This is a genomic window from Mycoplasmopsis anatis (assembly GCF_900660655.1).
GTDB classification, from domain to species: domain Bacteria; phylum Bacillota_I; class Bacilli_A; order Mycoplasmatales; family Metamycoplasmataceae; genus Mycoplasmopsis; species Mycoplasmopsis anatis.
Map to the genome: position 1 here is coordinate 497410 of NZ_LR215035.1, position 25123 is coordinate 522532.

At 28.3% G+C, this 25123-nt stretch carries 18 protein-coding genes and 2 riboswitches; all 18 genes read right to left on the bottom strand.

Annotation, left to right across the window (positions count from 1 at the left end; translation table 4 throughout):
* Nucleotides 1-63: 63 nt before the first annotated feature.
* The 18 genes from dnaB to EXC66_RS02215 all read right to left on the bottom strand — a co-directional run bounded on the left by dnaB (nucleotide 64) and on the right by EXC66_RS02215 (nucleotide 25123).
* Nucleotides 64-1494 (bottom strand): replicative DNA helicase, encoded by a 1431-nt coding sequence (dnaB, locus tag EXC66_RS02130; protein WP_006886797.1) that lies wholly within the window; start codon nucleotides 1492-1494, stop codon nucleotides 64-66.
* Nucleotides 1495-1497: 3 nt separating this feature from the next.
* Nucleotides 1498-1956 carry a 50S ribosomal protein L9 gene (gene rplI / locus EXC66_RS02135; RefSeq protein WP_006886798.1) on the bottom strand — a complete coding sequence of 153 codons (459 nt, stop codon included), beginning with the start codon at nucleotides 1954-1956 and terminating at the stop codon, nucleotides 1498-1500.
* Complete coding sequence (locus EXC66_RS02140) at nucleotides 1937-3925, bottom strand: GGDEF domain-containing protein (protein ID WP_006886799.1); 1989 nt, start codon at nucleotides 3923-3925, stop codon at nucleotides 1937-1939. Before EXC66_RS02140 ends, rplI begins: the two co-directional genes overlap by 20 nt.
* Nucleotides 3926-4156: 231 nt before the next feature.
* Nucleotides 4157-5338 carry an IS30 family transposase gene (locus EXC66_RS02145; RefSeq protein WP_112579099.1) on the bottom strand — a complete coding sequence of 394 codons (1182 nt, stop codon included), beginning with the start codon at nucleotides 5336-5338 and terminating at the stop codon, nucleotides 4157-4159.
* Between the two features lie 131 nt (nucleotides 5339-5469).
* Complete coding sequence (locus tag EXC66_RS02150; protein ID WP_006886944.1) at nucleotides 5470-5928, bottom strand: PTS sugar transporter subunit IIA; 459 nt, start codon at nucleotides 5926-5928, stop codon at nucleotides 5470-5472.
* An 11-nt stretch (nucleotides 5929-5939) separates the two neighbouring features.
* Nucleotides 5940-6788, bottom strand: a complete 849-nt coding sequence (locus EXC66_RS02155; RefSeq protein WP_006886943.1) for a DegV family protein — start codon at nucleotides 6786-6788, stop codon at nucleotides 5940-5942.
* 312 nt (nucleotides 6789-7100) lie between these two features.
* Nucleotides 7101-7556, bottom strand: a complete 456-nt coding sequence (locus EXC66_RS02160) for a hypothetical protein (RefSeq protein WP_006886942.1) — start codon at nucleotides 7554-7556, stop codon at nucleotides 7101-7103.
* A 1-nt stretch (nucleotide 7557) separates the two neighbouring features.
* Nucleotides 7558-10071 carry an ATP-binding cassette domain-containing protein gene (locus EXC66_RS04490; RefSeq protein ID WP_006886941.1) on the bottom strand — a complete coding sequence of 838 codons (2514 nt, stop codon included), beginning with the start codon at nucleotides 10069-10071 and terminating at the stop codon, nucleotides 7558-7560.
* The gene (locus EXC66_RS02170; protein WP_006886940.1) at nucleotides 10064-11122 is read right to left on the bottom strand and encodes an ABC transporter ATP-binding protein; all 1059 of its coding nucleotides are present in this window, start codon (nucleotides 11120-11122) and stop codon (nucleotides 10064-10066) included. Before EXC66_RS02170 ends, EXC66_RS04490 begins: the two co-directional genes overlap by 8 nt.
* 9 nt (nucleotides 11123-11131) lie before the next feature.
* Nucleotides 11132-12547, bottom strand: coding sequence for an ABC transporter permease (locus EXC66_RS02175; protein WP_006886939.1), 1416 nt, complete (start codon nucleotides 12545-12547; stop codon nucleotides 11132-11134).
* Nucleotides 12547-13734, bottom strand: coding sequence for an ABC transporter permease (locus EXC66_RS02180; protein WP_112579097.1), 1188 nt, complete (start codon nucleotides 13732-13734; stop codon nucleotides 12547-12549). Before EXC66_RS02180 ends, EXC66_RS02175 begins: the two co-directional genes overlap by 1 nt.
* A 67-nt stretch (nucleotides 13735-13801) precedes the next feature.
* Nucleotides 13802-16678: an OppA family ABC transporter substrate-binding lipoprotein gene (locus tag EXC66_RS02185; RefSeq protein WP_112579095.1), complete on the bottom strand. Its 2877-nt coding sequence runs from the start codon at nucleotides 16676-16678 to the stop codon at nucleotides 13802-13804.
* 121 nt (nucleotides 16679-16799) lie between these two features.
* A riboswitch (Lysine riboswitch) is annotated at nucleotides 16800-16965 on the bottom strand.
* Nucleotides 16966-17280: 315 nt separating this feature from the next.
* The gene (locus EXC66_RS02190; protein WP_112579093.1) at nucleotides 17281-18534 is read right to left on the bottom strand and encodes a hypothetical protein; all 1254 of its coding nucleotides are present in this window, start codon (nucleotides 18532-18534) and stop codon (nucleotides 17281-17283) included.
* A gap of 10 nt (nucleotides 18535-18544) precedes the next feature.
* A complete protein-coding gene (locus EXC66_RS02195) occupies nucleotides 18545-19801 on the bottom strand; it encodes a hypothetical protein (RefSeq protein ID WP_129622348.1) in 1257 nt (418 codons plus the stop codon).
* An 85-nt stretch (nucleotides 19802-19886) separates the two neighbouring features.
* Nucleotides 19887-20053, bottom strand: a riboswitch (Lysine riboswitch).
* A gap of 197 nt (nucleotides 20054-20250) precedes the next feature.
* Nucleotides 20251-21432: an IS30 family transposase gene (locus tag EXC66_RS02200; RefSeq protein ID WP_129622350.1), complete on the bottom strand. Its 1182-nt coding sequence runs from the start codon at nucleotides 21430-21432 to the stop codon at nucleotides 20251-20253.
* A 134-nt stretch (nucleotides 21433-21566) separates the two neighbouring features.
* On the bottom strand, nucleotides 21567-22892 hold the full coding sequence (locus EXC66_RS02205) for an ABC transporter ATP-binding protein (protein ID WP_006886743.1): 1326 nt from the start codon (nucleotides 22890-22892) through the stop codon (nucleotides 21567-21569).
* A gap of 2 nt (nucleotides 22893-22894) precedes the next feature.
* Nucleotides 22895-24094, bottom strand: a complete 1200-nt coding sequence (locus tag EXC66_RS02210; protein WP_006886744.1) for an ABC transporter ATP-binding protein — start codon at nucleotides 24092-24094, stop codon at nucleotides 22895-22897.
* 6 nt (nucleotides 24095-24100) lie between these two features.
* Nucleotides 24101-25123, bottom strand: a complete 1023-nt coding sequence (locus EXC66_RS02215; RefSeq protein WP_006886745.1) for an ABC transporter permease — start codon at nucleotides 25121-25123, stop codon at nucleotides 24101-24103.

Sequence of the window (25123 nt, forward strand, 5' to 3'; positions counted from 1 at the left end):
CCTCCATATCAAAATTAATTACTTTTTTATAAAAACTATGATAACAGGGGGATTCACCCATAATTACTCCTTATTGTTTTCTGTTTTTATCATATCACTAAAACGACTGATATTCATTTGAAATCTTAATTTTTTTGTGTCTGTAGCACCAGAACGATATTTACCTATAATAACATCAACAATCGATCCTGCTGCTTGTTCTTGCTCTTTTGTTAAAAAGCTAGGATTTTTTTTATTTTTATTATAATAATCGTCTCTATACAAGAAAAATATCATATCAGCATCTTGCTCAATCGCACCACTTTCACGTAAATCACTTAGTAATGGTCGCTTATCTTCTCTGTTTTCTACTGAACGAGAAAGTTGTGATAGTGCAATAACTGGCACGTTTAACTCACGTGCAAGTTGTTTGAGAGATCTTGAGATTTTAGCCACTTCATTTTGTCTATTATCTCTATTATTACCTTCAATTGATAAAAGTTGAAGGTAATCGATTACAATTAAGTCTAATCCAATAGTTCTCTTTAGTTTACGAGTTTTTCACATTATTTCACCAAGTGCAGAAGATGTGGACTCATCAATATATAAAGGTAATGGATCGATTGTGGTATATTTGGCAGTAGAAATTGTATTTCATTCCTCAGATGTAATAAATTGAGGTTTTTTAAGTTTATTGCCATCTATTTCAGCTATTGAAGCATAAATTCTTGACATTAATTGTAAATCTGACATTTCTAAACTGAAAAAAGCAACTTTTTTACCAACTCTAGCTGCATTAGTGGCAATATTTAGTGCAAATGCAGTTTTACCCATAGCTGGACGAGCTGCTATAATTATTAATTCCCCACCTTTAAATCCTTGAATGCTTTTATCCAATTCATTAAAACCAGTAGGAATCCCAAAAAGCTCATCAACATTAGCATTTCTTCTCTGATTTAAGTCCATGAAATACTCATCAGAAATTTCCTTAACCGATTTAAAATCGTTTATTCTAGCCACTTCGGATGCTTCAGAAATTTTCATCTCTAAAGTGGGAACAAAAACCTCCAGGTCTGTATTTAAGTCAGTTTTAACTTTATACAACATCATTTCAAGAGTATTTTCAACTTCTCGTAATGCACTTAAGCGATTTAGATGTTGAAAATATTGAATTCTGTTTTTTACCAAGGCTGCATTAATAACCAAATCATGAATATAATCAATGTTTATCTCACTATTTGAATGAGATAAATTCAAAATAAAGTTAACTAATTCTTGATACTCTAAAATATTTAATTCATGATTTGCATCATAATAATTCATTAGTGCATTATAAATAAGTTTATTAGCATATTTGTAGAAGCATTTTTCACTCAAGAAATTTTGTGCTTCTTCAAAGTATTTTTTCTCCTTAGATACAAGCAACATTCCTAAAACTTTTTTCTCACTAAATTCATCGTAATGAATTGTTGTATTACTGTTCTGTGTTAGGTTATTATTAACACTTGATGACATTTGTTACTTTACTTCCTTGATTTTTATTTCAATATAAACTTTAGCAATAATATCATTGTAAACTTTAACTTTAATTTCATGTGTTCCATTAGAAACTAAATGAATCTTTTCAAGAGAATGTTTATCTAATTTAAAACCAAGATTTTTAAGGTCTTTTTCAATTTGTTTAGTTGAAATAGATCCGTGTACGTTTAAATTAAAGTTAGCATCTATGTTAGCTTCGAGTTCATAAACTAATCTAACATTTTCTAATTCTTCTTTAACTCTAAGCGCTTCTTGTCTTGTTTCATGTTCTTTAGCACTTAGTTGGTCTAATTTTCTTTCTAATGTTCTTTTTGTTGCTTCATTAAAAGGTAAAGCTAATCCTTGACGAATTAAGAAGTTTTTTGCATATCCATCAGATACTTCAATAACTGTATTTGCTTTACCATCTTTACAATCTTTAATTAATATCACTTTCATTTGTTTTACCTCCAACAATCGCTTGAATAATATTATCAATAAATACTTCTAGTGGTTCATCTGTTACTGCTGCGGCAGTTCCAAAATGACCCCCTCCACCGACGTCCTCGCAAATAATTTGAACATTTGTATTTATTCCACGAGCACTAAGTTTGTATAAATTAGTGTTTTCTTGTTTAGCTACAACAAAACTTGCAACTCTCCCACTAATTTTTAAGATTTCATTACTTGCAATACTTATAATATCATTACTTACTTCAATATCTTTATATGCCAAGTAATAACCAGGTTTAACTTCCTGAATATTTTCAAGTAGTTCACTAACAATTTTATTTGTCTTTTCATCAATTTTTAATATTTCATTACTAATTGTTCCTTTAGCTCCTAAACTTTCTAAATAAGAAGCCGCACTAAAAGCTCTTGGTGTAATGGATTTAGTAAATTGAGCGGTATCTAAATATATTCCATTTAACAGCAACTGAGCGGTTAGTGAGTCAATAGTGTTATTTTCCTGAGTGAACATTATTACCTCACTAACAATTTCTGATGCACTTGAAGCATTTGGATCAATATAACGATTTTCTCTTAAACAGAAGTCAACACTTGGGCCTACTCTGTGGTGGTCAAAAATAAAAATATTATCAATCTTAGCATTTACAATAGCATCTGGGTTATCTGTTCTATTTAAAACTGAATTATCAACCAAAATAACAACCGTTGATGAATTCGTTAAAGAGTTTGCTTCAGAAGGTTTTATAAATATATCTTCGTCTTTTAAGTTGTGTTTCTTAATAACTTTTAATGCTGTCGAATCAAAAGTTGTATTACAAATATATGCTTGCTTACCAAAATTTCTAGCTAATTTATAAATACCATATGCACTTCCAATTGCATCTAAATCAGCAAATTTGTGGCCATATATAATTACGTTTTTAATACTTTTTGATTTTAGTTTTTGTTCAAGTTTGTTTGCTATTAATTTAATATTTGTCCTACTATTATCAGGTAAAATTTCACTACTTGAACCATAATATACAGGTGTTGACACATTAGAGAAAATAGTTACTTGATCACCACCACGATTTTTTGATTGTAGTAAAGCTTTTTTAGCTTGCTCAATTTTTGTATCAAGACTTGGTCAACCTTTAGCAAACCCCACAGATACACTAATACGTTCAGAAACTCCAATGTCAGAATAATTCTTAAAGGTTAGAAAATTAGCAAATGATTCTTTTTCTAACATATCTAGTGTTTTCTCATTACAAATAATGACAAATTTTCCATTTGTGTACTGTCTATAAATAAAATTGTATTCATTGTTTTTGACATACTTTTCAAAATTATCTACTATTGATTTATTTATATTGAATAGTTGTTCCTCACTTAAAATAGATTGGTAAAGTTGATAGTTGTCAATTTCAATTTCACCTAGAACAATTTTTTGATCTTTAAATTCACGAACAATATTAACTTCATTTGTAATATCTTTAATTGAAATTATATTTTTTAATGATCAAACTTTAACCTCATACTCAAAATTATTGTGAGAAATATTAAATGTATTTATTCTAGGGAACTCTTTTGATTTATTATAGTATTTTGTAAAGAAATCCTTTAATGATAAACCAATGACATTTCTATCGAATCTATTTTTGATAAAGGTACTTGCTCAAGTAATTCTTTCATCATTATTGTCGTAAATAATGATCCCAAAGTTATTGTTCGATATAATTTCGTCAATATATGAACTAAATGACTTTTTAACCAATTCACGACTTTTAATAAAATTAGAAATTGCGAAATATGAACTAAGAATGAATATAGTTAAAGCGAATAGCAATGCAATAATCGCTATTCATTCCATCAATACACTATGATTGTTAATACCTAAAATAAGTGATACTATTACTAAAACTAGTGAAGCAACTGCAATAATTATTCATAAATAAAACTGTTGTTTTTTATTCATATTTCTCCATTATAATAAATATATTTATTATTATACCAAATACTACACTTTTGAGTAGTTTGAAAGAGTCAAACAAATTAAAATATAAAGTGGAAAAGTCATGCGACCATTATTTTTATTTAAAGAGCTTGAAGTACGATAGTGCTTCAATATTTATAATTATATTGCTTTTTTATATAAAAAAGCACACCAAAAGAATCGGTCATGACCGATTTTAAATTTTTTTCAATATTATTTTGAGATAAGTAATAAATATTCGTTAATTCTATTGATCATTATTTGAATTTGTTCATCCGAAAATTTATCCATCGAAATTCCTTTAGTAATATATCTTCTGATATGTCTATGAATATTTTCGATTGAACCTTTTTGATATGAACAATATGCATCGCATTTGTATAAATTATTTTGATTAATAACTTCATGTAACAACACGTTCTCGGAGCCATTGTCTATTGTCAAAGTTTTGACTAGCAATGCATTATTTTTGATAATTTTGATCAGTGAGTTTTTTACTGCTAGTGAAGTCTTTAAGGATTTAACTGAATAAAGTTTTCTAGATTTTCTATCTAAAACAGTAACTAAGCAATATTTATCTTCGCGCTTACCAATAACTGTGTCAAGTTCATAATGTCCTTCAGTTGTTCTGTTGTTAGCTTCCTCAGGTCTTTGATGAATTCGGATTGCATTTTTAAGTGAACTTTTTTGAGTTTTAATAACTCTCTTTCGGTATTTTCCTACTGAAAGAAACTGCAAAATATCTATAGATAAGGAAAACTCATTTGACTTTAAACACTTATATACAGTACTTGTAGTGGGACAAGGACTATTAGGATAATGTTTTTTAAATTTATTAACAAGTGCCTTAGCAGAAACTTTTATAGCTCTTTTTGTAAAATCCTTACTAAAGCGATTTTCCCTAAAGTATTTAACTTCATTATTTCAAAATTTGACAAAACTTTTTCATTTATCTTGAATAGTTTTGGAATGAAGTCTAGTTCTTTTTGATTTATAAAATATTAAATGTTCAGCTAATAAATTAAAATCTAAATAGTTAACATAGTTAATATAATTGTCACAATTAGGACAAACTTTTTTAAATTTCTTAACAAAATCACCCTGATTTGTTGTAGAAATTTTCAACAGCCTTCTAATAGTTTTTGGTTGAAATCTTACAATTTTCGAAACTTGAGAAATAGTCTTATTTTCTTTAATTAATCTTAAACATTCATTGAAATGAAGAATACTCATTTGGTTTTCTTTTAATAATCTCGTTTTTATGATTTTTGAATGCAATAGCCTAATTTCTTCGTCAGAATTCTTTATCAAATAATGATTGTTATGAAGATGTTTTTGTTTAGTTTTTATGCATACAACTTCTTCTAAAGATTTTTTAATATTTGCTATAATCATATTGGGTCCTTTCTTATTTTTGCACTATTATTTTACTAAAAGACCCAATAAATAAAAACAGTCATGCGATAATGGTCGCATGACTTTTCTATTTTACGAAACAAATTAAAAATGTAAGCATAAGCTTACAATTATAATGGGAAATATTTAACTAATATTTCATAAGCTTGTTCTTGAGTTTTTGCATTCATTATTTCAGAGTGGAAATTATCATCTAAAGAATAATCTGCAATCACTTGTATAGAATCAAGTTGAATTTCACGGTCTTCTTTACTTAAAACTATAGTAAAAATTAAATTAACTTTTTTATTATCTTCAGCTTTTCAATCGATTCCATTTTTTAAAATAGCCAAAGAAATTGTTGGTTGAATAACAGTTGATGAAATACCATGTGGAATTGCAATTCCATCATTTAATGCTGTAGACATTAAATTTTCTCTATAATTCAATGCATTAAGAAATCTTGTTTTATCTTCGATGAAATTTGCTTCATATAATTTCTTAGCAATCATTTCTAGTGCATCGTTGTGATCGTTTACATCTATGTTTATAAAAATTGATTTAGGATTTAAAAGTTCTTTAATAATCATAAGAAATCTTTCTACTTTTTATTAAGTTTAGGCATAACTGAAATACTGAATGCTGATGGTCCACAATGAATGGCTACAGCACCAGAAGTAGACTGAATTGAGTCTAAAACAATTCCAAATTCTTCAGCTACTTGACTTACTAATTCAACAACCTTATGATCAAGTCCTCTAATTAATCTAAAAGAAAAATCATTGATTTTTTCATTTCCACCAATTATCTTAACTAGTTTTTCAAAAGTTTTGCTTATTAATGAGCTAGTTGTTCTCTTTAGTGTTGATACAGTAACAGATTCTCTGTATTTAAGTAATGGAATCATCTGTATTTTTGTCATAATAAACTTTTTAGCTCCAGTTAATCTTCCACCTTTGATAATATAATCAAGATTAACAGGTAAGATATATGTTTGAGATTTCTCATTTATTTCGTTAATTTCTTGAATTACTTTGTCAATATCTTGGTTCTTTTCAAAGCTTTTTTTAGCATATAGAGCAACATCAACAAATTGATCTCCACTGAAAAAATTACTTACTATATGAACATTTGTATATTCTTGAGCAATAGTTTTGCAATACCTAGCAGAACTACTTAAACTTTCATGAAGAATTAAAATAATGACTTCGTCAAAACTTTTGGCCATTCTTTCAATTTCTCCTTCAAGTAAATCTAATCTTGGAAGAGAAGTTAAAACATTATTTGCTTTTTCAATTTTATCTAATAAAATTTCAGGTTCTTGAAGTCCATCTTGAAAAACTTCACCATCAATTTCTGATTGAAGTGAAAGAAATCCAAAGCCATATGAATTAGCTTGTTCTTTAGTTAAAGAACTAAAAGAATCAATTATAAAACCTAATTTTTTCATATATTTATTATATTTATTTATATTTAAAAGCAAAATATTTTTTAATACTATATTTAATGTAAAAACAGAAAAAATAATTATCTTATTTGCAAGAATAAATTTAAGTAATTTAATGAATTTTTGCTCATTTTTTTGAAAATTTATTTGTCCACATAATAATATTTATCATTAGCTCTCAAATGGTTTGCTAATTTAGTTTTAATATTTGGGTAGATTTCTTTTAAAGACATTAAATATCAATTGTTTTGTGTTAATTCACCATTATTAGCGATATTTGAATTAAAAACACTACCGTTAAGGTAGTGAGATATATTATATAGAGAATGGTAAGGTTGAAAAAAAGATAATTAAATTTAGAATTATTGAAAATATAAATCCAAATGAAGTTCTTTGTGATTTTTTAATTTCTTTTTCTTTTTCGATTTCTTTTTTATTTTCTAGCATTTTTTGATAAGCAATTTTTTCGCTTGTACTCATTTTTTTAAGTTGTTTTTTTTGTTTATAGTCAATTCTATCTTGACGAGCTGCTTGATATCTTCTAAATGACGAACCCAGAAATCCTTTTGCAGCAACAATGCACAATAATCCAATTAATGCAGTAATAAGGAAAATAATATTAAGCATTTGAATAACTTTTTGTTTACCAAATACAAGTGCATAAATTATTAACCCTATCGAAATAATTTCTACAATTGTAAAATGAATATAAGTTCATTTATTTCTAATAGATTTAATTAAATAATCTTTTATTAAATAAATTACTTTCATATTATTTTAATGTACTTGCTTTATAGTGTTCTTCATTAATTCATTTTTCAAATTGTTGATCGGTTGAATAAATATAATGTTGATCTTCAACTTTGTGTAACGTAGGTATATTTGGGAACTGTTGTTCTTCTAAATACTTAAGTTCAAATGAGATATTTTGGAATTTTTCATTAGCATTTGAAATTTTAGGAATTGCTTTAAATAAATTATTTGTGTACGGATGAATAGGATTTTCATAAATTTTTTCAGTTTTTCCTGATTCTACAATCTTACCTAAGTGCATTATTTGTACATTATCTGCTACATATTCGATCATACTTAAATCATGAGCGATAAAGATCATTGCAATGTTTTTATTTTTACATAAGTCTTTAAGTAGGTTAACAACTTGAGCTTGAATTGAAATATCTAACGAAGCAATAGGCTCATCAGCAATAATAACTTTAGGTTCAGTAATTAATGCACGTGCAATTACAATACGTTGACGTTGTCCACCACTAAATTCATGTGGATAACGGTAAGCAAATTGTTTAAGAAGCCCAACACTTTCAAGTGATTTGTAGATTTTTTCTTTAATAAATAATTTCTTAATATCTTTTTTGAAAAAGTAATCTTTAATTTTAGAAGCTATTTTTCTGAAGAATACAACACTTATATTATTAAATTTATTATCAAGATCGTGAATTCCTAAAAGTTTATAGATGTTAAATAAATCTTTATCTAAATATTTCATCTCGATATCATATGCTTTAAGACCTTCAAGACGTTTTGAGACAGTGGCTTTATAAACATTTAATTCAACAACTAGTTTTTTAACTTCTTTTTTGCTATTTGCTTGTGATTTAATTTGTTGTTTAAAATTATGAACAAAAGAATCAAAAGCTTTTTCAAATAGTTTTAGTTGATTTTTGTATTCAACCTTAAGAGATAAATATTTTTCTTTACCAACGCTGATTTCTTTGTTAATTTTGTCTAATCTTAGGTTAAATTCATGAATATATTTTTTTAATTCATCTTGGTGAATTGCTTCAGCTTTATCTAAATTCTTTTGGTAAACTATTAAATCCTCAGATGAGTATTTTGCTTTAGCTTTACCTGCAATTTTAGTTAGATCATTTTCTAATTGAATGATTTTGTGATTTAAGTTATTGATTTTATTATTAAAATCTAAAGCACGCTCTTTTGAAATGCTAATTCATTTATCTAAATTTAGATGACTTGAGGAAACGATGAATTTAGATAAATTCAATTTAAAAGCATTTGTGAAAACTTTATTTGATTTAGCTAAATTACTTAATTTCTCATCTTTAGAAATCTCATCGTAAATGTTCTTTATTTTTTCATTAATTTCCTTGAACATCTCTCTAGTTTCATTTATAGACAAGTAATATAAAGTGTTTTTTATATTTTTGCAATTAGAACTCTTGATATTGTTTTTCAATCTATAAATCGGACATAAAGGAGTGTTACTGAACAAGTTAAATTTTGAACTGATTTTGCTTTTAAGAATTTTTCTAATAACCTTATTAATTTCACTAAGTTTTACTGAGTGAATATAAAATTCTTTATCAAAAGTATAGTTTGAATTATTGCTTTGGAACTTAGCTTCGTTGCTTAACTCATCTAAAAAGTTATTAAATGAGTTTTGAGCTATTGACATAATTTCATACTGCTCGTTTCTTAGTTCTTTTAGTTGGTTTTTTAATTCTTTAATAGTTTTTTTAGTGTTTAACTCTTCTTCAGAAATTTTTGATAACACATAAGCTTCATTGTAAGCATTTTTAGCATTTTGTAAATCAACCTCATCAAAATCAAGTTCATTATTTCTGAAATTTTCTTTCTTTTGATTATAAATCAATAATAATTCATCATTAACTTTGTGTAAATTAGTGATTATTATTGAGTTAATTTTATTTCTCTCTTCAATAAAGCTAAAAAGATTATTGAAATTATCTTCAGCTGAAAGATTACTGTCATATTTATAATTATTCAACTTCTCATTTCATACTTGATGAAAAGGAACTAATTTAGCATTAGCTAATTGATATGATTTTAATACAAGATTTCTGGTTCTTTCAAGGAATGAATAGTGGAAATTATCCTTAATACTGTTTCAATCTTTAGAAAGATCTTTGATTTCATCATTAATAATTCCATTTACAATAAGAGGTTCTTTAAGAATTGAGAATATTGTTTTTTGACCGTTTAATGATGCGTGTGGATCCTGGAAGATCATTTGGATATTTTTACGCATCATTTTAGTTCTTTTACGGCTTATTTTTTTACCAGAGATAATTTTGTCATCAAGTGAAACATAACCGTTAAAATCATCATAAAGTCTTAATAATGAACGACCAACTGTTGTTTTACCACTACCTGATTCTCCAATTAATCCAACAACTTCACCTTCATGAACTTTGAAAGAAACACCATCAACCGCACGGTTAATGTGGTTTTTGTTAATGAAATATTTTTTTAAGTTTTCTATTTCTAAAACTACTTTTTTATTATTCATCTTTAAAAACCTCTCTGAATTTTTCTAAACGTATTTGTAATTCTTTGCTTAATTCCACTTTTGGTGCTTCTGGGTGTAATAATCAAGTTGCTGCTGAGTGAGATTCACTTATTTTAATAAGTGGTGGTTCCTTGATAAAATCAATTTCTAGGGCGTAATCATTTCTTGGTGCAAAAGGATCTCCAAGAGGTAAATTATTCATATCTGGAGGTGTACCTTTAATTGAATAAAGTCTATCTTCTTTGTTTTCTGGAATAGCCGAGATAAGAGCTCATGTATATGGATGAGCCGGTTGAGTAAAGATATCTTTTTTAGTTCCTCTTTCAACGATTTTTCCGGCATACATAACATAAATGTAATCACAGAATTTAGCAACAACTGAGATGTTATGACTAATTAAAATAATTGAAATGTTCATTTTTTGCCGAATTTCTTCAAATAGAGCTAGAACACTAGCTTGAACTGTTGGATCAAGAGCAGTGGTTGGTTCGTCAGCAATAATTAACATAGGTTTAAGTGCAACAACCATTGTAATAACCACTCTTTGTTTCATACCACCACTAAGAGTATGTGGATACATATAAAACACTTGCTCCGCATTCATAATTCCAAATTGTTTAAGTAAACCAATTAAATATTTTATTTTTTCAGCCTTTGTTTTATTTTTTCAATCTTCATTGTAATTAAGTGCATCAAGAAGTTGTTTACCTATCTTACGAGTTGGGTTTAATGATGTAAGTGGATCTTGGGGAATATACCCGATTTTACTTCCACGCACTTTTCTTCATTCTCTTTCTCTTTTAAGCTTAGTTAAATCAACTCCATTAATTTCCATCACATCAGCACTAGTAAAGGTATTTTCATTAACGTTTATTAACGATTTAGATGTAACACTTTTACCTGAACCTGATTCTCCAACAAGTCCAACAATTTGTCCTTTTTTAATATTAAGGTCTACACCACGTACAATTGTGATAAATTTATTCTTCTTAAGTTTAAAACTTACTTTTAAGTTTTTAACTTTTAATAAAGTTTCTTGTTTTTTATCCATAATATACCCCTAGTTTTTACCTTTAATAACTTTTGGATCAAGTGCGTCATGGACACCAAGTGCTATGAAGTATAGAGAAACAGATATTCCCAATAAAATAAGTGATGGAAGAAGTAATACTCAAATGTTTTCACCTACCTTAGCAACTGCATTTGAAAGAATTGAACCTAAGTTAGCTTCATTTCCTTGGAAGAACCCTAAGAACGCAAGTGAAGAAACCGAAAGAATAATTGAAGGAATAGCTGAAACAAATGAAGTTGCTATCTTACCTATAATTGCAGGAAGCGCATGAGTATAGATTAATCTAGCTTTTTTAGCACCAATAGACTTACTTGCTGTAATATATTCTTCATCTTTGACGGTTATGATATACATTCTAGCTCCACCAACTGAACCAGTTCAACCTGTAAAGATTAGTGAAAAACCTAGAACTATATCACTTGTACCAAAAACTGATACGAATGTCAAAAGTCAAATTAATGAAGGGGGAGCTGAGAAAATTTCAATTAAACGCATAATGATTGTATCAATTAAACTTCCTGCATGAAAACCTAAATATGAACCAATAGCCACACCAATAAATGTTTGAATTGTGGCAACTATAATTGCAAGTCTAATTGCTTTTCAAGTACCGATTCAACTACTTGTTCAAATATCAACTCCAACATTATCAGTTCCTAAAATAGTATTTATTTGAAAGTTATTGTTTGCTTGAAGAGTCTTGCTCATTCAATCAATAATTTGATCGTTATTCATTGTAGCTAAAAGATTACTTTGATCTTTAACAGCAATTAATAATGAGTCAAAAGCTGCATAAGCATTTGGGTTGATTAAAAATGTAGTTGAACCTTTTGTTTCATAAAATTTTAATATTGGACTATTAGCAGGACCCATAATTTGTAATAAATTACTACTTAATTGTTTTGAAGTATCAGTATAAGCTAATTTTTGACCTAAAATATCATACAATTGCTTAAATCCTGGCTGTTTTGGGTCACTAAGATAATTAAGTAATTGACGTCATTTTTCTAGTGTTAAATCCGATCTCTCAATAGTAATATATTGAGCATCTCAAGAATAGATAGATGGAGATAAGTTCTTAACTTGTGGAGTTCCAGTAAGAGTTTTAATTACTTTTCCATTTTCGTCTACTATTGAAATAACTAAATTTTTAGCAATACTACTATTTTCAGGGAAAATAGAAGTTGCATTAACAATAATACTTATTAAAAGTATTGCAACAAAAAGAATTAAAAGTGATACAGCAAGTCAGTTTGTTGAGAAACGCTTAATAATTTCATTAATTAATTTTTTAGGTTTTCCTGCAATATTATTACCTAAATCAGAAGAGTTATTATGTTTTACTAATGATTTAGTTAACAATGGATTTAGTTTATATTTTTCATTAAATTCATTAGCATTCATTATAAATCCTCCTTAATTTTGTACATTTTATTTCTTTGGTGTTTGATTTTAAGTTTAGTAATAAAGTCAAATCCTGAATTGCTTCCGTATTTAATTCTTGGATCAAGAATGGTGTATGAAACGTCCACAATAATTGAAGTAAATAATCCTAATGCTGTAAATAACACAGTACTGAACATAATTAAATTAATTTCACCAGTTGGAAAGGCTTGAATAAGAGCTTTAGAAATTCCGGGAACATTTCAGTAGGTTTCAACTATAAAACTACCACTAAGAAGTCCTATATATGATGGAATAAATACTGCGGCAAGAGGAATTGAGATATTTCTTAAAACATACTTGAAGAAAATTTCAACATTCCCAATTCCTTTTGTTTTAGCAATTAAAACATAATTTGAAGTTAAAACTGTAATAATTTGGTTTCTTGTAAATGAAATATATCCCGAAAGAGAACCTAGCACAATAACTAAAATAGGTGGAGTTCATGAAAGAACAAATTGTCCTGTTGTATAAATACTTAGATCATTTTCACTTTCTGGATTTAAGAATCTTGGTGCTACACCAAAGTATTTAAGCATAAAACTAATTACAATTGGAGCAATAATAAATGATGGTAATGCAACGAAAATTAGTGTAAATGCATTGATAAATGAATCAAATAATGATCCTCTTTTATATCCAGCAAAAATTCCTAAAGTAACTCCGATCAATGCGCTTATAACAAATGAAGGTAAACTGATAATTAAACTAAATTTAATATATTTAAAGTAAAATTCAGGAATAGTATTTGATTTTGTATTTGCAAATATTGAATCATTATATGGAAGTCCAAAAGGTCTTTCTTTATCAAATAAATCTGCAATTCAATATCCAAATCTTAATAATGGGTTCATTTTTTGATCAATTCAATGGTCTTTAACTCATGGATCATTTCAATCTTCTATTTTATAAGGAATCAAGTGATGAATAACCGATTTTTCAAAAAGAGGTTTGGCAATATCGTAAATGTTACCTTTATCAGTAGCACCTCCAGAATTATTTCTATCACCACTAGTGGTTATGGCTGCTTCAAATTGTTTAACAAATGGATTATCACTAAATATATCTACTGTAAGATAAACAACAAATACAATGATAACCAAAGTTAAAAGGGCAAAACCAAGACGTTGTAGGATGTATTTAGTCATCTTTTTTCCTTTCTCTTTTAAATGCAATAAACAATTAGCAATTGCTAATTGTTTAAAACATTATTTATTATAAATTTGTTTTAATATTTCAAACTGCCATTGGACCATCAGTTGCTGGAATAATATAGTATGGATTAACAATTCTTTTAATGAATTTATCACCCGCTACAGCTCCGCTTCCATCAAATGCTGGTAATTGAGTATTTCCAATTTCTCTAACAAGAGCAACCGCTTGTTCATCATTCAAATGATTTGATTGATAATTTAATCAAAACTCAGCGCTAATAGTATTTAGTGAATCATATTGATTTCTTTCAGCAGCTGGAATTAATGAAAATTCTTTAGTTTCTGGGTTATATTTATATTGTCCTAAGTATGCACCTAAGTTATTAGCATCTTCAAGAGATAATGTAGGTCATACCTCAACTGGAATAGATAATTTTTTAGTTTTTGCATATTTAACAAAAGCTAATCCTGCTTTAACTAATTCAGGGAATGATTTCTCTAATTTTGTTTTATATTCATTATCTGTTGCAATAAGTGCAAAAAGATTGTGTAATTTCATTGCATTATTATATCCATCAAATCCTGAACCTATTCTTTCATAGTCATAAGTTCAACCTGAATATAATACAGGTGAGATAGAATTATAAGCAGCAAAGAATTTATACAATTTATCTCTAACCTGATCGTCACTAAGTCTAGTTTCTTGGAATTCAATTTGTAAACGACCTTTTTTATCTAATCTATTTCAAACTTCAACAATTCCCTTGTTTGCTTCGATATATGTAGCAAGCATGTTTGAATATCTTCAAGGAATAGTGATTTGAACTTTTTCATTAGTAAATCCTTTTTCTGCATAAACTCTATCCAATAATGCAGTCATTTTTTCGCTTAATTCATCAAAAATAACTGATTGATATTTTTTAGAATTTTCTACACCGAATGTTCTATTGTCATCAACTCTCATAAATTCTTGATTATTCAATTCATTAAATCTATATCTTTCACCAGTTTGTGAGTCAACCACGAATGTTTTTGTTACTTCATCATAGTAATCAAGTAATGTATTTGAAGTCTTATCATTAATTGGTGAAGCTGAGGCAAATGAGTTATTTCATGGTTTAACTGGGTTATCTGGATTTATTGTGTTAAATATAGCTCCTAAATTTAGTGCTGAAAGTAAAATTGTTTTAAATTCAATTCCTGTACCAGCTGTTGATTGTTTTAGCACATCTCCAACACTAACATATGTTTTAGAACTTGTACCTTCAGATCTGATAACTGATTTTGAGTTATTCAATTCTTTAACATTATATCCGTATAAAACATCATAAAATACCGAGTTCCCTTGCATATAAGCTAATCAAGAGTTATCAGCTCCAGGAACTGGTGCTAAAGATCAGAAAGTATTTCTTGTAATAGAATCTTTATTTCCTGCTTGAACATAGTCATAACTAATATCTTGAGCTAATTTTTTAGCTTCAGAGTTTAATTCGTTAATTCTAATAGTAGGCGATGAACCGCTGATGAAGTTATTTGAAATTGTATTAATTCAGATACTTGGATCAGATGGTGCTTGAGAGTATTGTTCTGAGAATGTTTTAATAGTTGAACTAGCATTTACTCATTCTTTATCATGATAATGTGTATTTACTTTGTAATTTACATATAATGAATTTGGATTATATCCTGAAGAGTAATATCTAGATGAGAATAAAGTGTTATCAATGCTTGTCCCATATCAGAATAGACCTGATTCTTTAACACTTCCTTCTGGTAAGTTTGCAATAGTTGTTTTGATATCTTCAACTTTTGCAGATTTTGATTGAATTTGATATACATCTTTATTTGAAGCATTTTCAATAATGTATTGACTTGGTGCCGCGATAAAACTTGAATCATCAAGCAATTTAGGCAAGTACTCAACAAATTTAGGATCTCTAGACTCATCTAATACATTAAATGTAAAGTATGAATTACCTTGTTCATCAACTCTAACGGATTTAGAAGGGTCTACTAAATCATCAAATGAAACGTTGAATAACTCAAATAAGTATTTATTAGTGAATGATGATGGTTCATCATTAGTAAAAGTAGTTGGTGCATTATTAAATTGAGTTGAAATTAATTTATCAGTTTCTATTGAACTACCATGTGAACGTCTATAACTTGCATCTGCATAAACTAATGTTCTAAGAGCACTCATTCTAAAGTCATCAGCAACAACTTTGTATTTAGTTTCATTACCATTTTTATCTACTCATTTTTGGTTAGGTCTAATTCTGAAACTCAATTTTGTAGCTTTAGCTAAATCGCTCATAAATTCTTTAGAGTTAATAGATTTAACATTTGAACTAATACCTTTAACAACAGATTGTTTCCATCCTTTAGTTACGTCTTCATTTAATTCATTTGATACTGAATCAATGTCATCGTTGTCGTATACTTTTCAATTACCATCAACTCATAATAAAATTTGATCAGCTAAGTCAAATTGCATCTTTTTAATAGATGGTCTTAAAATAATTGTTGTTTCCTCAACATTTAAACCATTAATTTTGGTTTTAGTTTCATAAACTGCTTTACCAACGTATGAATACTCAAGAAGCTTTCCAAATACCGATTCACTAATAGTACCACTTAATGTTCCTGAAAGCATTGAAGAGTCAAATGGATATGCACCTTCTGAATATGAACTGTTAAAGTATTGTGTGTAAAGTCCATTACTTGCAGCTAATTTTAATTCTTGTTTTAATGAAGGATTAATTTGTTCTGCAGCTAATTTATTGGTTCATCCTTTGTTTGTTACAGTAAGAGAAGTCTCAACATTTGTTTCAACTTTTGGTTTTTCTTCTTTTTTAGAGTTTGAACAGCTAGCAGAAAGAAAGGCTAGAGGTCCAACTGCAATAGTAGCAGAAGTTAAAAGTAGTCTTTTTTTCATTTTTTCTCCTTAAGTCAAATTGTTATGAAAGTACACAATTATTGAAAATAAAAAAGTTTTGCGACTTTAACTTCGCAAAACTTTTGATATAAATAATATTTATAATATCATAAAGAATTGTCGAAGTTATAGCACCAATGGTTTACCAAAGAATAAAAATCTTTTATGCTTTTTTATCAACAGTCTTGATTGCCATCAAGAGAGTTTCGGCCTTTATACCCTTTCTATAGTTTCTAAGCACGCCTGCTCCGCTATATACTATTGTTAGAGGCTCCTCTATAACTCAATCACAGAGACATCTAATAATTGTGTGTCTGTTGCAAATATTTTTTATTTTATTAAACAAATCAGACACAAAACTAAATTCAAATAAAATTATTTGAAAACTTAATCTTGTTAATAATCCGATTTATATTAAATTTCATAACGTAATTATTATAATGATTTTTTATTTTTTCCAAACTATTTTTTATACTATTTTCTTCCTATAAATTTTCTAAGTTGATGAATAACTTAGATTTCATAAATATTTGATAGTTAATTGTTAAATATAATTATTTTAGTTAGCTTTAATTAACATATAACTATGGGAAAATAATTGATTATTTTATACCTGCGATTTTCATTTTTCTATTAAAAATTTCAACATTACTATCACTTGAAAATTGAACTTGGATCTCCTTCATAGCAGCTACTTTTTCTTTATTACCTAAAACTAATTCTACGTTTTCATTAGTTAAATATTTTTCATCAGAAAGAAGAAGATCAATTGTAAAAATATAACTAGAAAGATTGTATCTATTTACTTTTTGTGAGTCATCTCTTAATTTAGTAATAAAAGTTAAATTACTTACATTACCAAGATCATCAGTATTTGTTACAAAATAATCTCTAAGAAGTTGGGCACGAGCATCAGTAAGTTTAGAAATTAATAACCTATCATTTTCTGTAAGTGATCTATTATTTACAGGGTTTACACTTTGATTTACAAATGCTAAGGTTTCATTTCTATTTTTTGAGTATGAAAGACCTAAATACGTATCATCTGAAGCTACTGTATTAACAGATGGTGATTTTCTTAAAGTTTTTAATGTTACTTTGGTCTTAACAACTTGAAAATTATTTGTTTGACCTGCAATAACTTTTGGATTAGCTTCGACTAATTCATAGCCTTTAGGAACATTATCAAAATTAACAACATCATTTTCTGACATCATGAATGTTAATGTATAAATAGCTTGATTGTTATAAATGTAATTTAAAACTGTAGATTTTTGTTGATTAGTTTCAGTTGTTTCTGGTTGAGTTGGTTGAGCTACATCTGGATTAGTTGTATTTCCATTTTCTGTACCAGTTGAAGGGTTTTCGGGTTGTTCTGGATTTGTAACTTCAGGTTTTTCTGGTTGAGTTGGTTGAGTTTCACTTGGATTAGTTGTATTTCCATTTTCTGTACCAGTTGAAGGATTTTTGGGTTGTTCTGGAGTACTTGGTTTTGTTTCGCCTGGGTTAGTTGTACTTCCGTTTTCTGTTCCGGTTGAAGGATTTTCAGGTTGTTCAGGTGTAGTAGTTTCAGGTTGGTTAGGTTTTGTTTCGCCTGGGTTAGTTGTACTTCCAGTTTCTGTACCAGTTGAAGGATTTTCTGGTTCTGTCGGTGTTGTTCCTGGTTGTTCAGGAGTACTTGGTTTTGTTTCGCCTGGGTTAGTTGTACTTCCGTTTTCTGTACCATTTGATGGGTTTGATGGGTTTGATGGTTCTTCTTCCTTTTTGGTATTTGAACATGCAGCAGAAATCGCGAACAATGCAGTAGATGATAATATTGAACCAACTAACAATAATTTATTTTTTATTTTTTTCATAATTTCTCCATTATTTTAGTAATTTATATAATCTATCCTCTAGTACAACAATACTATCTAATTGTGATCATTGACTAGGAGTTTTAGTTCTATCACCAACGATAAAATATAAATTTTCTTTGCTTAAGTAATTTGGATTTTTTAACACAAAATCAATTGTAAAGATGAATTTAGAAATCATAATAGGATAAATAAAACTTTCTTCATTAATGATTTTTTGTTTTAATTGATAAGCATTATATTCTTGAAAAATTACTTTTTGAGGTGAATTGTAGGCAAGAGATATAAGTTTTTGTCTTTCTTTTACAAGTTCATCATAAACATTTCTTTGTTCTTCGTTTAAATTATCAATAAAATCAACTTTTTCAACCACAGAATTAATTAAATATTGGTTGTTAACGTATTGACCTGATTCATTTTTTTCTTTAACGTATGTAATCACTCTATAACTCATTCTATCTTCTGTATTATTTGAATTTTCATATGTAACAAGTGGTTGTATTCTTAATCTAGTAAGTTTTTTAAATTCTACTGGTTTATTATCAGTTGAGTTTTCAGTTGTAAAATTACTATTTTCTCCATTATTTGAAGGTGATTCAGGTTGTTCAGGTGTACTTGGATTAGTTGTACTTCCAGTTTCTGTACCAGTTGAAGGATTTTCTGGTTGCTCAGGTGTAGTAGTTTCACCAGTTTCAGGTTGATTAGGTTGAGTTTCGCCTGGGTTAGTTGTGCTTCCGTTTTCTGTACCAGTTGAAGGATTTTTTGGTTCTACTGGATTTGTAACTTCAGGATTTTCGGGTTGACTTGGTTGAGTTTCGCCTGAGTTAGTTGTGCTTCCGTTTTCTGTACCAGTTGAAGGATTTTTTGGTTCTACTGGATTTGTAACTTCAGGATTTTCGGGTTGACTTGGTTGAGTTTCACCTGGGTTAGTTGTGCTTCCGTTTTCTGTACCGGTTGAAGGATTTTCTGGTCCTACTGGATTTGTAACTTCAGGATTTTCGGGTTGACTTGGTTGAGTTTCACCTGGGTTAGTTGTGCTTCCGTTTTCTATACCAGTTGAAGGATTTTCGGGTTGACTTGGTTGAGTTTCGCCTGGGTTAGTTGTGCTTCCACTTTCTGTACCATTTGAAGGATTTTCCGGATTTTGAGGTTTTTCAGGTTTTACAACTTCCTTTTTATCGCATGAAGCGGCTACTGAAACTAAAGAAAGAGCAGTAATAGGTGTACTTAAAATTGTTATTAGTTTAATTTTTGATTTAATTTTCATATGCCTCCTTGTGTTATAAGAAATAAAAAAGTTTTACGGTTTATATCTCCGCAAAACTTATGAATTATACATTTCATATGTTTAACGAAGTTATAGCACCAATGGATTTACCAAAGAATAAAAATCTTTTATGCTTTTTTATCAACAATTTTAATTGCCATTAAAATCATTTCGGCCTTTATACCCTTTCAATAGTGTCATTGCACGCCTGCTGGACTATCTACTATTGTTAAAAGCTCCTCTATAACATCTTTAAATTATGGACTTATTATATAATAAAATTTATTAATTGAAAATAAAATGTAAAGTGGAAAAGTCATGCGACCATTATTTTTATTTAAAGAGCTTGAAGTACAATAGTGCTTAAATATTTATAATTATATTGCTTTTTTATATAAAAAAGCACACCAAAAGAATCGGTCATGACCGATTTTAAATTTTTTTCAATATTATTTTGAGATAAGTAATAAATATTCGTTAATTCTATTGATCATTATTTGAATTTGTTCATCAGAAAATTTGTCAATTGAAATACCTTTAGCAATATATCTTCTGATATGTCTATGAATGTTCTCGATAGAACCTTTTTGATATGAGCAATATGCATCACATTTGTATAAATTGTTTTGATTAATAACTTCGTGCAACAACACGTTCTCGGAGCCGTTGTCAATTGTTAAAGTTTTGATTTTTAATGCGTTATTTTCAATAATTTTAATCAATGATTTTTTGACTGCTAATGAAGTTTTTAGTGACCTAACTGAATAGAGTCTTCTAGATTTTCTATCTAAAACAGTAACTAAACAATACTTATCCTCACGTTTACCAATAACTGTATCAAGTTCGTAATGGCCTTCTGTAGTTCTATTGTTAGCTTCCTCAGGTCTTTGATGAATTGGAATTGCATTTTTAAGAGAACTTTTTTGAGTTTTAAGAGTTCTCTTTCGGTATTTTCCTACCGAAAGAAATTGCAAAATATCTATAGATAATGAAAACTCATTTGACTTTAAGCACTTATATACAGTGCTTGTCGTAGGACAAGGACTATCAGGGTAATGTTTTTTAAATTTATTAACAAGTGCTTTAGCAGAAACTTTTATGGCTCTTTTTGTAAAATCCTTACTAAATCGATTTTTTCTAAAATAGTCAACTTCTTCATTTCAAAATCTAATAAAATCTTTTCATTTGTTTTGAATAGTTTTTGAGTGAAGTCTAGTTCTTCTTGACCTATAAAATATCAAATGTTCAGCTAACAAATTAAAATCTATATAGTTAACATAGTTAATATAATTGTCGCAATTGCGACAAACTTTCTTAAATTTCTTAACAAAATCACCTTGATTTGTTGCAGAAATTTTTAATAGTTTTTTAATAGTTTTTGGTTGAAATCTTACAATGTTTGAAACTTGAGAAATGGTTTTATTTTGCCCTATTAACCTTAAACATTCATTAAAATGAAGAATACTCATTTGATTCTCTTTCAATAGTCTTGTTTTTAAGACTTTCGAATGTAATAACCTAATTTCTTCATCAGAATTCTTTATCAAATAATGATTGTTAGGAAGATGTTTTTGTTTAGTTTTTATACACACAACTTTTTCAAGAGAATTTTTAATATTTGCTATAATCATATTGGGTCCTTTCGTATTTTTTGTTCACTATTATTTTACTAAAAGACCCGATAAATAAAAACAGTCATGCGCTAATGGTCGCATGACTTTTCTATTTTACGATTGAAAATAAAAATGAGAGAAAACCCTCAAATTTATTCATATTCACCATTTTTTCATTTTTTTAATTCTTCTTTAGTAGCTAAAATGAAATGGTTTTCATTTACTTTTAGTCACTCAGGTTGGTTATTTTCACTATATTTATGAATATTAATATCATATTGATATCCTAGTAAACTACCTTTATCGCCATGAATTGAAGGAACTGCTTCTAAAAGAGCTTTAGTATATGGGTGAAGTGGATTATTAATTATTTCTTCAGTTTTACCTATTTCCAAAATTCTACCTTTATTCATTACAGCAATTCTATCAGAGATATATTCAACCATTCTTAGATCGTGTGCAATAAAAAGAATAGTTAAATTATATTTATCTTTAAGATCGTTGAATATATTGACAACTTGAGCTTGGATTGATACGTCCAAAGCTGAAATAGGTTCATCAGCAACAAGTAATTGAGGACGAAGTACAACAGCACGAGAAATTCCAATTCTTTGTTGTTGACCACCCGAGAATTCTAGTGGATAACGTGGTAAAACAGATTCATCAAGACCAACTGATTTAAGAATTTCTACAACTAAGATTCTTTTACATTGATTTTCTGTTAATTTTGATAGTTCTTCTCTTTTAATTTTTAACTCATTAAGTAATTTTGTCGCTTCCTCTAAACCTTTTGTTTTTGCTATATCATTTAGAAATACATTATAAAATTCTTCAAATGCAATATCTTCATTTGTGGCTATTTTAACATTTAATTTTTCTAAATATTCACCATAAAATTGTGGATATTTTTTAGAGTCAATTAAATCGTAAACATTTTTTTGAAATTCTTGATCTTTATTATAAAGATAAATCTCTTTTGAGTTTTTAGTATTACTTAATCCTTCTGAAACAACACTTTCAACGTTAATATGTGGATTTAAACTGTTTGCAGGATCTTGAAAAATCATCTGAACTTTGTTAACTAGAAAGTTAACTACTTCATTATATTCTTTAAGTTTTTTTCCAAACTTAAAGCCTCTAGTTAGTTTATTTGGTATTTTTTTACCTAGTAACTTAATTTCTCCAAAACTATAAGGAACTAAACCTACTAATGCCTTACCGATCGTACTTTTACCAGAACCAGATTCGCCAACTAAACCTAAAACTTCACCTTTATAAATATTTAAGTTTAAATCACTTACAGCTCTAAATGATTTTGAACCACGTCCATAAGTAATATCTACATTTCTTAATGTAACTAATTCTTCTTGTTTATCATCACTTTTTAACATCTCTTCAACACCTTTGGTTTGCACACGTGTTGTAGTATATGTTAATAATCCAAACTTTTTGGTTTTTTCTTGATAAGTATTATTCATAATTATTTATCCTTTTTATTTAAATAATTAGTTCACATTTCTTGAATTAATTTAGGTGGTTGGTAACTTTCAGCTCTTTCATCTAAAAGAGCTGATTTAACTCTATGAGTTTCAGATTTGAAATAAAATTTAGACTCTTCAACAAAATCAATTCCTAGCGCATAATCATTTCTAACAGCGAAAGCTTCACCAACAATATTATTTAAGTTTGATGGAACACTTCCACGAATAGTTGAAAGTCTTTTTTCCTTGTTTACATCAGGCATACTTAATATTAATCCTCAAGTGTAAGGGTGTTGTGGATATTCTAGAATTTCTCTAGCTGTACCTTCTTCAATAATCTGTCCTGCATACATTATAGAGATATAATCGGCCATTGAAGCAACTACACCAATATCGTGGGTAATAAATACAATAGAAAGTTTAAGTTTATTTTGTAATTCTTTAATGATATCTAACACTAAGGCTTGAACAGTTGGATCAAGTGCGGTGGTTGGTTCATCCATAACTAAAATTTTAGGTTCAAGAGCAACAATTGCTGCAATAACTACCCGTTGAATCATACCACCACTCATCTCATGAGGATAAAGTTTCATGACTGCTTCAGGATCATTTATTTTAGTCATTCTAAGGAATTCAACTGCACGTTCATACGCCTCTTTACGGTTATTAACAACTTTATTAAGCAACATTCCCTCGATAATTTGCTCACCGACTTTCATTGTTGGATTTAATGTTGACATCGGGTTTTGAAATACAGCAGAGACTACAGTTCCACGATAATGTGAACGCTCTCACTGTTTAGCAGTAAATTTTTCAACGTTATGATTATAAAGTTTAACTTCACCAGAATCTATAACTGCATTATCTCCTGTAAGTCCATAAAGTAAACTAGTGATAACTGATTTTCCTGAACCTGACTCTCCAATGATTGCGTGTACCTTTCCTTCATAAATTTTAAGTGATGGCCCACGAAGTACTTTATTTTTTTCTCCAGGACGTGCTGGATTAAGAAATGAGAGATGAATATCTTTAATTTCTGCTGCAATTTTTAATTTTGTTCCATCGCTAAATTCTTGAAATTCAGCTTGATTGTAAAATTCTTCAAGATTAATAGATTTTTTACCTCTAAATTGTCTTAATGATTCTCAACTTAAATTCTTTTTAAGTTCATTAAATTTACTAATAATTTTCTTGTTCATAAAAACCTATCTTTGTCTTCTAAGAGCATCTTGAATATTTGAACCAATTAATTGCACGCATGTTGTAATTAAAATCAAGAATGATGATGGAACAAAAACATATCTTAAATATGTAGGGAACACTTTTTGACCTTCAGAAATTAAATTACCTAATGTTGGAACATCATCAATGGCTAAACCAATAAATGCTAAACTAGTTTCTGAAAGAATAACGCCAGGGATTGAAAAAACAAGTTGAGTAATCAAAATAGGTAAAATAACTGGAATGTAATTTTTTAGAATTTTATAAGTAGGTGTTCCTAAAACTTTAGAAGCACTAACTCATTCGAAATATTTCGCTCTTTTAACTTGTGCTCTGATTTGATTTGCCATTCCACTTCAAGATGTAAGTGAAAGTGAGAATACAATAACTCAAAAACTTGGCGAAACAATAATTGTCATTAGTATAAGGATAATAATAGTTGGTACAACTGAAATAATTTTAATTATGAAAGTCATGATTTTATCAAATAATTCAAATTGTCCCATCATAATACCGATTGTTAAACCAATGGCAACTTCAATAAAAGTACATACAATTGCTAATGCTAAAGAGTATCTAAGACCTCATCATAGTCTAGCTCAATAATCTCTACCGATATCATCAGTACCTAAAATATGATAAATTCCATGATCATCAGTTTGATTGAAAATCAAGTTTTTTGCATCTGTAAATGAAGCGTTTGGATCTTGAGTTGTAAAGGGAATAATTAGTGCAAGTAAGATCATTACAAAAATTGTAATAATTGCAAAAACTCCACCAAAACCATGTGCAAAACGGTATACAAATTCCTTAAAAACTTTTGTTTGAGCACCAAGATGTAAATCATTGTGATAATCAAAAGTTTTTCCAACAATTTTTCAAGCTTGATATTCAAAAGGTTTAGTTATTGGATTAGGAGCAAGATCTTTATTAAGTGTATTTGTTGGACCAAGTTCTTGACGATTTTTGATTTTTTCAAATCATTTATCAAATCTTTTATTACTCAT